This is a genomic window from Luteolibacter sp. AS25, from assembly GCF_046736275.1.
In the GTDB taxonomy this organism is placed as follows: domain Bacteria; phylum Verrucomicrobiota; class Verrucomicrobiia; order Verrucomicrobiales; family Akkermansiaceae; genus Luteolibacter.
Map to the genome: position 1 here is coordinate 782502 of NZ_CP151837.1, position 12820 is coordinate 795321.

Genomic DNA, 12820 nt, shown 5'->3' on the forward strand with positions numbered 1-12820 from the left:
TTTTCTTCACAAAAAAGGCGGCTCCGAGAATATCGGGCCGCCTTTTTTGTTTTGAATAGTCGATGTGGATTACCAGCGACGGAGGCCGAGTGCGATCTGCATGTAGGGTGCGCCATCAAGATCCGAAGTGATGCTGTTGCCACCTCCATTGCTTCTACGTTCGATTTCGTTTCCGAATGTGTAACCACCACCTGCGGTCAACCAGAGATTCCCGTAGAGGTTATGCTCTGTGTAGAGGCCCAGTCCATATGAGCTGAGGTCAATAGTACGGGATTTTCCGTCGTCATCTCTGAATACCCAGTTACCACCGGTTGGCTCGCCCCTTACGCTGAGGTTCCACTTTTCAGTCACTGTGTAGGTGGCCAGGAAGTTTGGTCCATACAGGCCCATGCGAAGGTTTTCAGTGGCTTTCCAATCGAAATTGATTCCCGGGAAGAATTCCACGTCACCGTTGATGCCTGTGACCGCTCCGCCAAGTGCGATGGAGAGGTTATCGTTGAATTTATAACCGACCCCGATTGCGCCATCAAACGTAAGGGAATCACTGCCCGGGCTCTGATAATCGGTGGCAAATTCCACCCGATTCCATGCTGTTCCAAACCATGGGGAATTCCGGAAGGTTTTGATGAAGAATGAGTGAAGGGATACGGCGTGGAGGTCCTCGTCATGGAGTGGGAAAGCGTCCGCATCGTCGAAATTCAGCGAGGTCGCGTAGTATGAGAGCATTGGAATGTAGACCAAACCTTCCGCAAGCTCGATTGGCTCCGTAAAGAAGCTGCGGAATCCATAGGTAGTAAGGGAGAGGTCTCCATCGCTACCTTCAAAATCCATGTCTCCTGTCTGGAGGAAACTTATTCTGCCTAGATCGAAAGGAGGGAGATCAAAGCGTGTCTCTGCCTTCAAGATTTCTGGCTCTGCGACGGACATTTGTTCGCCGGAATGAGCTGCGGTTGAGAGAAGTGCGCTTACACAAACGCTACCTAAAAGTGGTTTTATGAACATTTCGCGATGTTAGTATCGCTTTGCACTGAATCAAGTTATTCCACGCAGTGAGGATATTTACTTTTATTGAGGAAGAATCATGGCGCGGCGAATTCCACAGGGTAGAGGCGGTCGCCATCGACGAGCGAAGCATTGGCGTGCTCGTGGGTGGTGAAATTCAAGGTGACCACCAGTGAGTTATCGAGGGTGAGCGTCGCATCCTTTGTAGAGGAGCGCTCCCATTTCCAGATGCCTTTTTTAGGTTCCGATTTTTCGCCTGACGGGAGGACTGTCTCACGGTCGTAGGTTCCATCTGCTGCGAATTTGTAGTAGTAGGAGCCCTTCAGTCCGGTTGCATCCATTTCATAACCGGCAACTGTTTCCGGAGCGAGTATCCCCACACCCGGGAACATACCGGCGCAGGAAACGAAAAATAGGGAGAGGGCGAGGGTGATGTATTTCATGGAGCGCATAGGTTAATGATTGGTGAGTAGGGCAGCTTTTCCAGCCAATTTTTCACTGAAGCTACTTGTCGCGATTGATGGGCGGGTGTCATAGGTAGTTATGGATTTTTCCAATTACCTGGGGATGGACCCGCATATGTTGGTAGGGTTGGTGAATACCGAGCTACGGAATCATTCCGAATCTCTGGAAGACCTGTTGAAAACGCATGATATCGAGCTTGGAGACCTGGAAACGAAACTAGGGGAGGCGGGGTATGAATATATGCCGGAACAGAAGCAGTTCCGCTAGGGGATCCGGAAAAGAGAACTAATTGCCTCCGATCGTGAGGCTCTGTGAATCCGGGCTAGCGGATGGATCAGGAATCCAATGAAGAGTGAAGGAGTTCCAGAGATAGTCTTTGCCGCGGTCTTCAAAAATGATTTTTGAATCTCCGGTGGCTGAGAATTCGAATTCCGTGCCGCCGTATGCTGCTGTTTTGAGCTCCAAATTCTTTATTGGCTCCGGGAATTTCTCCGAAAGGTTGGCGTTCTCGGTAAATTCGATTTTCTCGGATTTTCCGGAGGAAAGCTCGATAAGCATTTCCTCACGTTTGATCTTCTTTTCGAATTTTTCCAGTTCGTCCTTATCGCTAGCGCTCTGATATACGTAGGGGTTGAAGTTTGCGCTGATTAGAAAGGTCAGAGGATTTTTCAGCGATCCTTGATCGGTGATGGCTCCGGAGAGGGAGAATGTTTTGCTGCCGGGTGTGATGATGATCTGAAATGTCGCGTCCCCCGTGACTTTTCCCGAGATGGTTATGGGCTTGGTCGGGTTCTTATCGGCAGGACTACTACTGGTCAGCGAGCCTGGCTTGATTTGCTTGCTGACGACTTTTCCATCGGGAGCCGTTTCGAGAACCTTGAACTCGATTTCGATGGAGTTGTTCGCGCTGATTTTCTCCCCGCGGCTGTCGACGGGGTCGAGTTCCCCCTCACCGTTGGGAAGGTAGCCGAATTGGAATTTCCTCTCCTCGATGCCGATGAAATACCCCGCCCATGGTTTTCTGGTGATTTCGGGAAGCTCGGCGGTGGCCGGAAGAGTGTTCAGGAGGCAAGCTCCGGCAATGAAATAGAGCGCTGATCTTTTCATGTGAAGAATCATGTATGGATTGGGAGTTATAGCGAATCTATTTGCTGATGAGGAATGACGTCCTCACTAGGGCATCAGGTGTTTCTGAAAGCATGCGAATGTTTCGCAAGCGGCGTCACACGTGTCTGATGTTTCCGAAGGAGTGAGATCCAGTGACTGGAGCCAACCGATGAAGCGTTTCCAGAGGGCGGTGTTTTCCGAACCGAAACCCTTTAGGAAATAGATCCCCGGGAACGTAGCCTCGGGATAATGTTTCTGCAGGGTTTCGAGGATGGTTTTTCCGCCGTGGATGCTGCCTTCCAGAACGTAGAGAGTACCGATGAAGCAAGGGAGTGAGGAGTGGTTGGATCCAAGATGGAAGGAAGGTAGCTTCTGGTATCGGCCAAGGCGGGCAGGGGCGTCAGGAAGCCCTAGTTTTTCGGCAAGAGTCCAGTCGATCCGGGCAAAGACCTCACGGGTGGCGAGGGCAAATTTTTCGACATAGCTAGCACAAGCTTGCGGGGAGGAGGTGATGGCTTCGAGATTGGTGGAGCTATCGAGCGTGGCGTGAGCGGTGGCGGTGGCTGAGCGAAGCCGGGAAAGCAACTGAGTGGGATTTTGAGAAGACATGGAAAAGGAACGAATCAATGTGTTTGAAGGGACTGCGACGGTGGTCTATTGTTGCAGCCGAATGCCCATGTAGAAAGCCTCTTGTAATTAAGGCTTACGGTAAAGTGGGTGTTTTTTACAAAGTTTGTCTTTATTGAAAATTGCTATGGAATCTTTGAAGGAAAAGCTGGAGGAGTGCGCGAAGGAGCCTATTCATCTGCTGGGAAAAGTGCAGTCCCACGGGGTTTTGATCGGGATAGATACGGAGACGGGATTGATCGCCCATGTGAGCGAAAATGTGAGCGAACACCTGGGTAGAAGTCCGGAGGAAATGTTTGGTCAAAAACTTTCCAAATTCTTTTTGAATGCCAGCCACGACTCTCTTTTGGCAGCGCTGGATACTCCTGCCTACCTTTTCAATAACCCGTTTCGTTTCGAGGTGGAAGTTGGGGGAAAAGTGGCGGTTTTTGATGCGGTGGTCCATCGGTCCGGAAGTTTTCTGGTGGTCGAGTTGGAGCCGGTACAGAAGAGGGCGGAAGGTGTGGATGACTATTTCCGGCTGACTGCGAACACTTTGCTTTCCCTGGAGACCGGCAATGATGTGCTGGACGTGGCCACCGGAATGGCGCGTGATATCAGGGAATACACGGGCTTTGACCGGGTGATGATCTATCGGTTCGATGGCGAATGGAACGGTGAGGTGATAGCAGAAGAAAGGGATGAGAGCAGGGAATCGTATTTCGGCCTTCATTTCCCCGCGAGTGATATCCCTGTCCAGGCACGTGAGCTATATAAGCGAAGCTGGATCCGCCTGATCCGTGATACGGCTGACGAACCTTCGCCGATCGAGTCCGCGAAATGTCCCGGCGAAGGAGAGGGTGTGCTGGATTTGAGCCTTTCTGTTCTTCGAGCGGTTTCACCGGTCCATATCCAGTATTTGAAAAACATGGGAGTGCGCTGCTCGATGTCTATCTCTCTTCTTGATCCCGCGGGGGAACTGTGGGGATTAATCGCATGTCATCACTATAGTCCACGGTTTTTCAGTTATGCAGCCCGGGCTGCTTGCGTGCACTACGGGCAGGTTTTGTCGACTCGACTGGCTTCGGCAGAGCAGCATTCTCTGATGGCTGAGAGGGTGGTGAGGCGGGAGAATTTAAGTGGCACCATTCGTCGACTGGTCACAGGAGAGGAAATCCAGGAGACGATAGTGAAACACAGCGACCAATTCCTCGAGCTGTTCCATGCGGATGGAATCGCAGTGATCGAAAGCGGATGGGTGGAAACTGCTGGTTCGACGCCTCCTGCCAAAGAGGTTTTGGAGATTGGTGAAAAAATTTCCGAAAAGCTCGGAGTGGAAGAAATTGCCTTGGGATTATGGTCGACAAATTTCATGGAGGGGGAAGGTCTTGAGAATGACGATTCCGCAGGAGTTCTATCGCTGAAAATTGGATCCGACTGGCAGATTTTGGTTTTCCGTGACGAGACGGTCAGCGAGATCAACTGGGGTGGCGATAGCAGCAAGGTGAAACGGGACGAGAATACAGGAAGACTCAGCCCCAGAGATTCTTTCGCGGCCTTCAAGGAGGTGATAAAGGATAAATCCAGAAAGTGGAGCGAGACGGATCTGGTAATTGCCGGGGAAATCCGGTCCGCACTGGCAGCCTTTGTGATCGAGAGATCCAGAAGGTTAACGGACTTGAACCGAGAGCTTCTGAACCGGAACACCGAGCTCCAGCAGTTCGCTTATTCCGTTTCGCACGATCTCAAGTCTCCATTGGTAACGGTAAATGGCTTTGTGAGGGCTACTGTTGAAGATCTGGACGATGGTGATCTGGATCAGGCGCGACATTCGCTTTCCCGTATCAATGCGGCCGTTGAGAAGATGGGAATTCTGATCAATGATTTGCTGGAGTTCTCGAAGATCGGAAGGGAAGGGAGTATTCTGGAGATCATCGATATGGAACCACTCTTTGAATCATTGAAAGAAGAGTTCGCAGGGCGGTATGAGGAGAAAGGGATAGAGCTGCTTATGCCCGAAAACCCTCTACAGGTCTTTGGGGCTAAAACAGATATTACCCGTGTATTCCGGAACCTATTGGAGAATGCCGCAAAATACATGCCTGAGGACACGGAACTGCCATCAGTTTCCGTCGCTTGCTCCAGCGGGAAAAAATCTGTGATCTATAAGGTAACAGACAATGGAGGAGGGATTCCCGAGAGGCATCACGACAGGATTTTCCGACTTTTTGAGCGTTTGGATAATTCACGGCATGGAACCGGTGTGGGACTGGCTACGGTGAAAAAAGTGATTGAACAGATAGGCGGTGGTGTAGAAATAATCTCTAGCGAGGGGGCCGGATCGTGCTTTGTTCTTACCTTTCCCAAGCAAAAGACAGATTAGTAAAAATGAATGATGGTGCCCTGATAGATTTCCTAATGGTAGAGGATGATGATGACCATGCCGAGCTGTGCATACGCAGTTTGCGCCGATCCCGGTTAGTGAACTCGATTAACCGAGTGGATGATGGAGAGAAGGCAATGGCTTATTTGCGGCAAGAGGGCGAGTATGCGGGACGGAGAATGCCGGAGGTGGTGCTCTTGGATCTGAAGCTACCTAAGAAAAATGGTTTGGAGGTCCTCAAAGAGATCCGCGAGAGTCCTGAATTGAAACATCTCCTCGTGGTGATGCTTACAACCTCCAGCGAGAGTTCGGACAGGGCGGCGGCTTACGAATATCACGTAAATTCCTATCTGATTAAACCTGTGCAATCGGACAGTTTTCAGCAAATGATTACCGATTTAAGCCTTTACTGGGGAGTGTGGAATCAGCCACCTCCTAATCACACGTGATATTTTTCTAATAATTCATGAGTTCTGATACGGAAGCTGCGGTGAGACTTTTGGTGATCGAGGATAACGATGACCATTGGTTTCTCTTCCAACGCGCACTTAACAAAAGCCGGGAATCGTGGGCGGTTAAATCGAGCCGTGCCTGCACACTGGAGGAGGGTAAGAAGCTGGCTGGAGAATCGGAATTCGATGCGGTCATTCTGGACCTGAACCTGCCGGATAGTGACCATTCCCATACAATTTCGGAAGGTCTGGGGCATTTTGAAGGTTATCCGACAATTGTTCTTACCGCTCTCGAGGATGAAAAGCTGGGGAAGGCCGCCATCCGTTTTGGTGCCCAGGACTTCCTTTCAAAAGAGAATATCGGGCAAGGATCAATCCGGCGCTCGGTGAGGCATGCGATCGAGAGGTTTGAAATTCAGAGGGATCTCAAAAAGCGAAATCAGGATTTGAAGCTGTTTGCCAAGACACTTGCCCACGAGATCCGAAATCCTTTGCACGCGGTTTCCGCGACGCTTGAGCGTCTGTTGTTGAAGGGCACACTAGAAGAGAAGGAAAAGTCACTGGTTGATCGAGCCTGGCAGAATGCCTGTAACATCGACGACGTTATCTCCGGCCTGTTGGTTTCCGCTCTCTCAACGGAGGGAGATGAAATGCTCAAGTTGCAGGTCGACAAGATTCTAGGTGATGCATACGAAGCGCTAGGAGCGGATGAAAAGAATCTTGGGAAATTTTCCATAGCGATGGATAGTCAGATGGCTTTGGGGAATCCCCAGGCACTGAAACAAGTATTTATCAATCTCCTCTCAAATTCAGTACGTTATCGGGATGGGGAAAGACCGCTGGAAATCGAGGTGCGCGCTGAGCCTATCCGTATTTCCGTGAAATACCTGCGGATATATCTTCGAGACAATGGTGTCGGGATACCGAAGGGGGACATTAAAAAAGTGTGTGACCCCATGTTCCGCAGTAGCTCGACTGCTGCGCGAGAGGGCACGGGACTTGGTCTGTATTATTGCAAGAACGCGGTGCAACGGATGGGTGGTTCATTGGATATTATTTCCAAGGTCGGCGAAGGAACGACGGTTGTAATCGACCTTTTGCAGGAGGCGAAAAAAGATGGGAATGATAGTGAAGCAAATTAAGGAGCTATTCCGAGGATATCCGAAGGGTGTGCTGCAACAGGAACGGGGCTTGTTTCGAAAAGAGGGGCTGATTTGATCCGGTTGGAAAGCTGTCCCACTGCGGAAGGGTAGCGGTTTGCTATCGCCGGAAAGATGTTGGCTGGTTAACAATTTGAGCAGATGCGAATGGATTTTATCGAAGGGAATGAGGTTTGGATTTCACCATACAGGCTTAGGTCACGTGGATTTCTGAATTCAATTTCCACGCGGCGCGAGTTTCATGGGGTCCTGATAAAAGTCGGGGAGGGTTACGGATGTATTCATCCTTGGCCGGAGCTGGGGGATCCCACGGTTGAGAAGTGTTTGGAGGATCTCAGGGGAAGGCGCTTCTGGCCGATTGTACGGCGGGCGATCCGTTGCGCGGAGTTTGATCATGCGGCACGGAGTCGCGAGGAATCGCTGTTCGAGGAAATGGAGGTGCCAAGAAGTCATGCGACGGTGACTGGGATGGAGGAAAAGGAGGTCTCCGCTGCTGTTGAAGCTGGTTTTGATTTTATAAAGCTGAAGGCGGGGGAGGATTTCGGGAAAGTGACCGGGTTTCTGGAGAAGATGGTGGCTGAACATCCTAAGCTGAAGTGGCGGATTGATTTCAATGAGTCTCTGGAGAAGTCACAGGCGGATGAATTTCTGGGCGGGCTTTCCGGTGGAGTGAAGCTGGCGCTTGATTTCGTGGAGGATATTTGTCCGTTTTCCGAGACTGCGTGGGCGGAGCTTTGGAAGAAGCATCGGGTGATGCTGGCGGTGGATCACGAATCGGGACCACATCGAAAAGCCGCACAGGTGACTGTTGTGAAGCCGGCGGTGGATGAGCCTTTTCTACTGAGCGAGGGGGCGGCGATGAACAGCCAGCGGGTGGTGATGACAAGCTATATGGATCATCCGCTCGGGCAGGCGTTTGCAGCCTGGGAGGCAGCGCGAACGGAGTTGCTTTTTCCCGGCTTGGTCGGGGTTTGCGGTCTCCAGACCCATCACCTATTCGAGAAGGATGAGTTTACCGAGCAGCTTGGTGCATGGAAGCCGGATTTCAAAATTCCGAATGGAACGGGGCTGGGCTTTGATGATGCGTTGGCAGCTCTGCCTTGGATGAAACTTTAATTTCATGGATGCGCATTATCTGGCTTCTGCTGCTTTCTGGGAAGACGACGGATGCTTCGTGGCGGGCGAATTCGGCGGGGTTTTGCCTGAATTGGGGACTTGCGTGCTGTTCCGGACTTCCGGGAGCACTGGTGCGGGAAAGTGGATTGTGCTGGAGAAAAAGGCGATGCTTCACTCCGCGCAGGCGGTGAATGAGTGGCTGGAGGTAGGTGGGAAGTCCGTGTGGGGACTGGCGCTCCCTCTGAATCATGTAGGTGGCTTCAGCATCGCGGCCCGGGTGTATCTGGCTGGCTGTGGATTGAAGGTAATTGAGGGAAAATGGGAGGCGGAGTCTTTTGCAAAATGGCATCAAGAGGCTGGAATTACCCACCTTTCACTGGTGCCGACGCAGGTGCATGATTTGGTGAAGGCAGGGCTTCGGGGAGCCGAATCGCTGGAGGCAGTTGTGGTGGGCGGAGGTAATTTACCCGCGGAGATGGGGCAGGCGGCGAGAGATCTGGGCTGGCCGGTCCTTGCCAGCTACGGGATGACGGAGACCTGCTCACAGGTGGCTACCCAGAAGGTGAATGGATTGGAGATGGGGTTTGCGGCACAGCCTCTGGAGGTGCTGCCTATCTGGGATGCTTTCGTTGGTGAATGTGGGCTATTGAAACTTAGCGGCGACGCGCTCTTTTCCGGGTGTCTGGTGGAAAGGGATTCGAATTGGTTTTTCGCGGAGCGTGAAGGCCGGCAATTCACTACGAACGACAGGGTGGGACTGCGCGGCGGTATCCTGAAGCCGCTGGGGCGGGCTGATTCGTTGGTGAAAGTCTTGGGAGAATTGGTGGATCTGGAGGAGATCGAACGAGCATTTATAAATTGTTCGGGTGGTGGGGTGGATCGGGATTGCTTCGCGGTGGTGAATCTGCCGAATTCGAGGCGAGAGAATGAGTTGGTGGCCGTTTTTGAGCAGATTTCAGGAAAAGAGCAGGAGCATTTTACCGCTTACCAAGGGCAGGCTTCGGGTATTGCGCGTTTGGAAAGTTGGGTATCGATAGAAAAGTTTCCACGTTCTCCTCTGGGCAAGCTGAGGCGGGGGCGGTTGCGCGAAATGGTGGGGGAGTTATTTAGCGGTGGCGCCTAGGGTCGATAGGTTACAGGTTTATCGAAATTCATGGAGAACATCACCCTTACTGTCGTCAATACGGTCGTTTTAACGGCGGTGATCCTGTTTGTGATTGCGGTCGTGCAGAGGAAGGTCGTTTCTGCGAAAGATTTTAGTCCGCCGGCGTTGCCTGTCGGGAAGGTGCCGGTTTGGTTTTACCATCGGCTGGACATAATCGGTTTGGTAGTGATCGGCGGCATTTTCTACGTTCTTTCGTTGGGGAATATGCTGACGCTGGATACGGACGAGCCAGTGAAGGCCTCGATGGAGGGGATGATTTTCTCGATCGGCTTTCAGTTTTTCATGGCCGGCCTCTGCGGTGTCATCGTTCTGGGCAGGGCGAATATCAGGGAGTGGCTGGGTGTTGTGTGGGAGAATTGGCCATTGGTATTCTTGATTGCTCCCTTCACTGTGGTGGGGATGTGGGGGCTTTTCGTGGGCCTCTACGGTATCGGCTATATGGATCTGATGGATAAACTTGGGGTGGAGCAGGTGCAGGAGACTGTGAAGATGTTCCAGGAAGAGAAAAATCTGATGATTGTAGGCTTGATGGCTTTCGCTGCGGCTCTTGTGGCTCCGGTTTGTGAGGAGGTTGTGTTCCGTGGTTATCTCTATCCGGTGGCAAAGAAGTTTTCCGGGCCTTGGGTTGCGGGGATCTGTACGGCACTTTTGTTTTCCGCGGTGCACGGAAGTATGGCCGCGCTGCTGCCGCTATTCATCTTCGGGGTGGTTCTGGCGCTACTTTACGAGGCTACCGGCTCAATTTGGGCACCCATTTCGGTGCATTTTCTGTTCAATGCGGCGACTGTTTCGATTCAGTTGGGTGCGAGGTTTTATGGGATCGATTCGGTAGCAGGGCAATGAGCAGGAGTCTGGGAGAAATCGGTGAAGACGCTTTGATCGAGAGATTGGTATCGCTGGTGCCAACAGCTGTTGGGAGCGAGGGTCCGGGGGACGATTGCTCGGTAGTGGATGAGGGGGGGGATTTTCTGAAGTTGTTAAAAACGGACGCCTTGGTGGAGGGGGTGCATTATTTGAAGGATGCGGATCCAGAGGCGGTTGGCTGGAAAGCTGTGGCGAGGGTAATTTCGGATTTTGCGGCCATGGGCGGGAGTGCGGAGCGTTTCCTGATAACGCTGGCGTTGCCGAAAAGCTGTGACGTTTCGTGGGTAGAAGGTTTTTACCGCGGCATCGGAAAGTGCTTGGAAAAATATGGTGCAACGGTGGCAGGTGGGGAGACCTGCAGGGTCCCTGAGGGCTCTTCCGCGGTAATATCGATAGCGGCCACTGGTCGGGTGGAGCGGGGCAAGGAGATCCTGCGAAGCGGGGGAAACGTGGGGGATGAGATCTGGGTGACAGGGAGGCTGGGAGGCTCGCTCGGCGGGAAGCACCTTTCATTTTTACCACGCGTGAAGGAAGGTGCGTGGCTGGCGGAAAGTGGGGTGGTAACGGCGATGATGGATCTTTCCGATGGACTGGGGAGTGATCTCCCCCGATTGGCGAGGGCTTCCAGTTGTGGATTTCAGGTGGATGAGGATATGATTCCAAGAACCGATGGTGCAACGGTGCAGCAGGCGGTGGGTGACGGTGAGGATTTCGAGCTTCTTTTGACTGCGCAGGCCGGATGCGGCTTTCAGCAGCGATGGGCGGGAGCGTTTCCTGATCTGGAGCTGACGAAAATCGGGAAACTAGTTGGTAAACAGGACGGTGGGAGCCTGCGAACTGGTTGGGATCATTTCCAATAGAGGTGGTGGGCTAGTAGTTACTGTGCCGGGTAGAGGGGCTCTAGTTTGCCAAATTTCTGTCCGTCTTCGGTTATCGGATTTTCTGTGAAAATTACGAATGGAAGGGATTGTGAATCCTTCGGGGAGAACTGAAATCTCCGGGCCGAGATCTTGTAATGGCCGTCTTCGCGTTTTTTGATTTCCGGCGTGGGATCAGAGGAGATTTGAGCGTCGCTGGAGTAGAACTCAATTTTGCCGGGATCAATATCGGATGGAGGCGTAAGAAGTAGAGTGATCACTTCCGCATTCCGGGCGGTCAAAAGCTCGGCTTTCCATTTCCCTAGGGTCTTGGGGATTTGCTTCTCCGCGTCGCTGAAAAGTTCCTGATTTTCCAGTATTGGTTCGGCAATTTTTGCGGTCGGAAGGGTGAGAGTGAAGCGGCGGATGCCGGGAAAGCAGGAGTCGGAGCAAGCCATCCACGAAACGTTCGCTTGGAAGTTTAGCTCTTTGTCCGGAAGGGTAGCTGGTGCGGTGAGATCGACCAAAAGAGTGACATCCCTTTCGTAGCCGAAGACAGGGTAGCCGGCCATGGAGGATATTTCCGGAAAGGGCCACCGGATTTCACTGGCGGTAAATCCCACCGGAAGGTCCCAATCGATGCGGATCGGATAGCCGACTGCTCCCGGATTTTTCCAATATGTATGAAAGCCAGGATGGTGACTGATTGTGAGCCCGGCCGTGAAAGTCGATGAGGGAGCAACTCCGCGGACGGAGGAAACCAGCGCGAGATCCACGCCTTTGGTAGGTTCTTCGGCGGAGCAAATCAGGCTGGCAAGGGCGAGGACTGGGAGGATGCGAATCATGACGGGGTGATTTTCAATTTTCCACCGCAGGGAGAGGTGGGCAAGGATTTGATTTGGGTTTCGGGGGCTGTGGAGGTGTTTCCGGGTAATAAGTCCACTTGCGGGAGGGACGGTTGTCGCTAGTTTCCGGGGATGGAACTGGATTTACTAGGAACTCATGCGGATCGTGCCTATCCGATACTCGCTTCGATTGTAACACCACGGCCGATAGCCTGGGTGACCACTCTGAACAGGGATGGCAGTGTGAATGCGGCGCCGTTTTCCTTCTTCAATGTCTTCGGAGCAAATCCTCCGCTGGTGGTATTCGCACCGGGAGACCGGAGTGAGGGTGTGCCGAAGGACTCCGCCTTGAATTGCAAGCGGACCGGTGAATTTGTGGTGAACATGGTGGGTGAGGAAATGGGGGAGGCAATGGTTGCGACCGCAGCATCTCTGGAGAATGGCGCGAGCGAGACAGAGCAGGCCGGCTTGCAGACTTTGGCTTCGACGGTAGTTTCCACGCCACGGATTGCAGGAGTGCCGGCAGCCATGGAGTGCAAGGTGCATTCGATTCAGGAGATTGGAGAAAATCGTCTAATTTTTGGAATTGTTCACCGGGTGCACGTTGCGGATGAATTTTTCGATAAGGAGAAGCTTCGGGTGATCGGCGAAAAGTTCCACCCGCTGGGTAGAATGGCGTCCCCGAATTTCTATTGCCGGACCGGAGATCTATTCGAAATGGAACGCCCCGACTGATTTTATTCAGCCGAAATGAGTGGGTTAACTGGCAGACGCTGCAAACCTTGATCGCGACGGTGG

14 protein-coding genes are annotated in these 12820 nt (G+C 52.4%); 9 read left to right on the forward strand and 5 right to left on the reverse strand.

What is annotated here, in order from left to right:
• Nucleotides 1-69 precede the first annotated feature (69 nt).
• Nucleotides 70-1002 (reverse strand): DUF6268 family outer membrane beta-barrel protein, encoded by a 933-nt coding sequence (locus tag AAGA79_RS03695; RefSeq protein ID WP_411827424.1) that lies wholly within the window; start codon nucleotides 1000-1002, stop codon nucleotides 70-72.
• Between the two features lie 77 nt (nucleotides 1003-1079).
• Entirely contained in the window at nucleotides 1080-1445 is a 366-nt protein-coding gene (locus AAGA79_RS03700) for a hypothetical protein (RefSeq protein ID WP_411827425.1), read from the reverse strand.
• A 100-nt stretch (nucleotides 1446-1545) separates the two neighbouring features.
• Between AAGA79_RS03700 and AAGA79_RS03705 the strand changes: the two genes are divergently transcribed.
• Nucleotides 1546-1734 carry a DUF4250 domain-containing protein gene (locus tag AAGA79_RS03705; protein WP_411827426.1) on the forward strand — a complete coding sequence of 63 codons (189 nt, stop codon included), beginning with the start codon at nucleotides 1546-1548 and terminating at the stop codon, nucleotides 1732-1734.
• 18 nt (nucleotides 1735-1752) lie between these two features.
• On the opposite strand, the gene AAGA79_RS03710 is transcribed toward AAGA79_RS03705, so the two are convergent.
• Both AAGA79_RS03710 and AAGA79_RS03715 read right to left on the reverse strand, forming a co-directional pair.
• A complete protein-coding gene (locus AAGA79_RS03710; protein ID WP_411827427.1) occupies nucleotides 1753-2574 on the reverse strand; it encodes a hypothetical protein in 822 nt (273 codons plus the stop codon).
• A 66-nt stretch (nucleotides 2575-2640) separates the two neighbouring features.
• The gene (locus AAGA79_RS03715) at nucleotides 2641-3183 is read right to left on the reverse strand and encodes a biliverdin-producing heme oxygenase (protein WP_411827428.1); all 543 of its coding nucleotides are present in this window, start codon (nucleotides 3181-3183) and stop codon (nucleotides 2641-2643) included.
• A 145-nt stretch (nucleotides 3184-3328) separates the two neighbouring features.
• Between AAGA79_RS03715 and AAGA79_RS03720 the strand changes: the two genes are divergently transcribed.
• The 7 genes from AAGA79_RS03720 to thiL all read left to right on the forward strand — a co-directional run bounded on the left by AAGA79_RS03720 (nucleotide 3329) and on the right by thiL (nucleotide 11180).
• Entirely contained in the window at nucleotides 3329-5563 is a 2235-nt protein-coding gene (locus tag AAGA79_RS03720) for an ATP-binding protein (protein ID WP_411827429.1), read from the forward strand.
• Between the two features lie 5 nt (nucleotides 5564-5568).
• Nucleotides 5569-6012, forward strand: a complete 444-nt coding sequence (locus AAGA79_RS03725; RefSeq protein ID WP_411827430.1) for a response regulator — start codon at nucleotides 5569-5571, stop codon at nucleotides 6010-6012.
• A 17-nt stretch (nucleotides 6013-6029) separates the two neighbouring features.
• Nucleotides 6030-7157 (forward strand): sensor histidine kinase, encoded by a 1128-nt coding sequence (locus AAGA79_RS03730; RefSeq protein WP_411827431.1) that lies wholly within the window; start codon nucleotides 6030-6032, stop codon nucleotides 7155-7157.
• A gap of 165 nt (nucleotides 7158-7322) precedes the next feature.
• On the forward strand, nucleotides 7323-8291 hold the full coding sequence (locus tag AAGA79_RS03735) for a hypothetical protein (protein WP_411827432.1): 969 nt from the start codon (nucleotides 7323-7325) through the stop codon (nucleotides 8289-8291).
• A 4-nt stretch (nucleotides 8292-8295) separates the two neighbouring features.
• Entirely contained in the window at nucleotides 8296-9414 is a 1119-nt protein-coding gene (locus AAGA79_RS03740) for an AMP-binding protein (RefSeq protein WP_411827433.1), read from the forward strand.
• A gap of 30 nt (nucleotides 9415-9444) precedes the next feature.
• Entirely contained in the window at nucleotides 9445-10299 is an 855-nt protein-coding gene (locus tag AAGA79_RS03745; protein ID WP_411827434.1) for a lysostaphin resistance A-like protein, read from the forward strand.
• Nucleotides 10296-11180 carry a thiamine-phosphate kinase gene (gene thiL / locus AAGA79_RS03750; RefSeq protein ID WP_411827435.1) on the forward strand — a complete coding sequence of 295 codons (885 nt, stop codon included), beginning with the start codon at nucleotides 10296-10298 and terminating at the stop codon, nucleotides 11178-11180. Before AAGA79_RS03745 ends, thiL begins: the two co-directional genes overlap by 4 nt.
• A gap of 17 nt (nucleotides 11181-11197) precedes the next feature.
• On the opposite strand, the gene AAGA79_RS03755 is transcribed toward thiL, so the two are convergent.
• Nucleotides 11198-12022 carry a protein-disulfide reductase DsbD domain-containing protein gene (locus AAGA79_RS03755; protein ID WP_411827436.1) on the reverse strand — a complete coding sequence of 275 codons (825 nt, stop codon included), beginning with the start codon at nucleotides 12020-12022 and terminating at the stop codon, nucleotides 11198-11200.
• Nucleotides 12023-12154: 132 nt separating this feature from the next.
• On the opposite strand from AAGA79_RS03755, the gene AAGA79_RS03760 reads away from it, so the two are divergent.
• Nucleotides 12155-12757 carry a flavin reductase family protein gene (locus AAGA79_RS03760; RefSeq protein WP_411827437.1) on the forward strand — a complete coding sequence of 201 codons (603 nt, stop codon included), beginning with the start codon at nucleotides 12155-12157 and terminating at the stop codon, nucleotides 12755-12757.
• Nucleotides 12758-12820: the final 63 nt, after the last annotated feature.

What these genes read in the sequence shown, in the direction of transcription:
- AAGA79_RS03710 (WP_411827427.1), bottom strand. Translation starts at nt 2,574, where the DNA reads ATGAAAAGATCAGCGCTCTATTTCATTGCCGGAGCTTGCCTCCTGAAC.
- AAGA79_RS03735 (WP_411827432.1), top strand. Translation starts at nt 7,323, where the DNA reads ATGGATTTTATCGAAGGGAATGAGGTTTGGATTTCACCATACAGGCTT.
- AAGA79_RS03720 (WP_411827429.1), top strand. Translation starts at nt 3,329, where the DNA reads ATGGAATCTTTGAAGGAAAAGCTGGAGGAGTGCGCGAAGGAGCCTATT.
- AAGA79_RS03695 (WP_411827424.1), bottom strand. Translation starts at nt 1,002, where the DNA reads ATGTTCATAAAACCACTTTTAGGTAGCGTTTGTGTAAGCGCACTTCTC.
- AAGA79_RS03715 (WP_411827428.1), bottom strand. Translation starts at nt 3,183, where the DNA reads ATGTCTTCTCAAAATCCCACTCAGTTGCTTTCCCGGCTTCGCTCAGCC.
- AAGA79_RS03740 (WP_411827433.1), top strand. Translation starts at nt 8,296, where the DNA reads ATGGATGCGCATTATCTGGCTTCTGCTGCTTTCTGGGAAGACGACGGA.
- AAGA79_RS03705 (WP_411827426.1), top strand. Translation starts at nt 1,546, where the DNA reads ATGGATTTTTCCAATTACCTGGGGATGGACCCGCATATGTTGGTAGGG.
- AAGA79_RS03760 (WP_411827437.1), top strand. Translation starts at nt 12,155, where the DNA reads ATGGAACTGGATTTACTAGGAACTCATGCGGATCGTGCCTATCCGATA.
- AAGA79_RS03700 (WP_411827425.1), bottom strand. Translation starts at nt 1,445, where the DNA reads ATGAAATACATCACCCTCGCCCTCTCCCTATTTTTCGTTTCCTGCGCC.
- AAGA79_RS03725 (WP_411827430.1), top strand. Translation starts at nt 5,569, where the DNA reads ATGAATGATGGTGCCCTGATAGATTTCCTAATGGTAGAGGATGATGAT.
- AAGA79_RS03730 (WP_411827431.1), top strand. Translation starts at nt 6,030, where the DNA reads ATGAGTTCTGATACGGAAGCTGCGGTGAGACTTTTGGTGATCGAGGAT.
- AAGA79_RS03745 (WP_411827434.1), top strand. Translation starts at nt 9,445, where the DNA reads ATGGAGAACATCACCCTTACTGTCGTCAATACGGTCGTTTTAACGGCG.
- AAGA79_RS03755 (WP_411827436.1), bottom strand. Translation starts at nt 12,022, where the DNA reads ATGATTCGCATCCTCCCAGTCCTCGCCCTTGCCAGCCTGATTTGCTCC.
- thiL (WP_411827435.1), top strand. Translation starts at nt 10,296, where the DNA reads ATGAGCAGGAGTCTGGGAGAAATCGGTGAAGACGCTTTGATCGAGAGA.